The sequence below is a fragment of the Kitasatospora sp. NRRL B-11411 genome, assembly GCF_000721345.1.
GTDB lineage: Bacteria > Actinomycetota > Actinomycetes > Streptomycetales > Streptomycetaceae > Kitasatospora > Kitasatospora cineracea.
On sequence record NZ_JOGH01000279.1, the window covers coordinates 1 to 1,162 of the forward strand.

General features: G+C 79.4%; 1 protein-coding gene. It reads right to left on the bottom strand.

Annotated elements, in window-relative coordinates; translation table 11 throughout:
• Positions 1-104: 104 nt before the first annotated feature.
• A partial coding sequence (locus IH44_RS0139900; RefSeq protein ID WP_035958593.1) for a hypothetical protein occupies positions 105-1,162 on the bottom strand: 1,058 nt, incomplete at its 5' end.

Here is a 1,162-nt window from a genome sequence, read left to right on the forward strand (position 1 = left end):
CATCGCGTGCAACCGCCTGAAAGCCATACCCGGCGCCTCTGGATCTCTGGACCTTACGACGGCCCGTCCAACCCACCAACAACGTAGGACCGCCTGACGGTACGTCAGATCGAGGCGCCGAGCCGGGCGGCCGCCTCGGTGGCGGCGGGGCCCCAGCGGTCGGCGCCGGCGGTGAGGCGGTCGCGCAGGCCGCGCAGTTCGTGGCGGGCCAGGGCGGGCAGCGGGGCGCCGTCGAGGACGGGGGCGAGGGTGGCGAGGGCGGTGTGCGGGTCGTCGGCGCACAGGTGGCAGTCGGCGGCCCGGACGGTGAGCATGCTGCGGGCGGCGGGGAGTTGGCCGTCGCCGAGCAGGTCGAGGGCGGCGGTGGCGGCGGTCAGCGCGCGGTGGGCGAGGCGGGGGTCGGCGGTGGCGGCGGCCAGGTCGCGCAGGGCGGCGGAGGAGCCGGATTCGACCCGCAGGCGCAGGGCGGCGGGGGCGAGCCAGGGGACGTGGTCCTCGGTGTCGACGGTGGCGGGCCGGTCGAGGTGCTGGCGGGCGCGGCCGATGTGCCGGACGGTGGCGCGGACGTCGCCGGCCAGGGCGGTGGCGCGGGCCTCGCCGAGGGTGGCGAGGGCGTCGGACCAGTGGCGGCCGGGGGCGGCGCGGCGGATCTCGCGGGCGTAGTCGCCGGCCGCGGCGGGGTCGTCGTCGAGGAGGCCGAGGACGGCCATGTCGCTGAGGGCGGCGGCCTGGGTGGTGGCGTCGCCGGCCAGCGCGGCCCAGCCGAGGGCGCGGTCGAAGCAGGCCATCGCGGTGGCGGGGCGGCCGCCGTGCAGGCGCAGGCTGCCGGCGGCGTGGGCGTACTCGGCGGCGAGCCGGGCCAGTACCCGGCGGTGGCGGGTGGGGGCGTCGGCGAGGCGGGCGACGACGGCGCGCAGGGTGCCTTCGATGACGGTGCCGGGGCCGCGTTCGCCGACCGCGCGTTCGCGCAGGGCCCGTTCGGCGCTGTGGAGTTGGGCGCCGAGGACGGCGGCGAGGGCGTGCACGGTGTCGGTGTCGAGGGGGGCGGCGGGGTCGGCGCAGAACGCGGCGTGCAGGGCGAGGGCGGTGGCGGGCGGCGGGAGGTGGCAGCCGGTGGCGCCGTGCAGCGGGCACTGGACGTCGTGGTCGGGGAGGGTGGCGG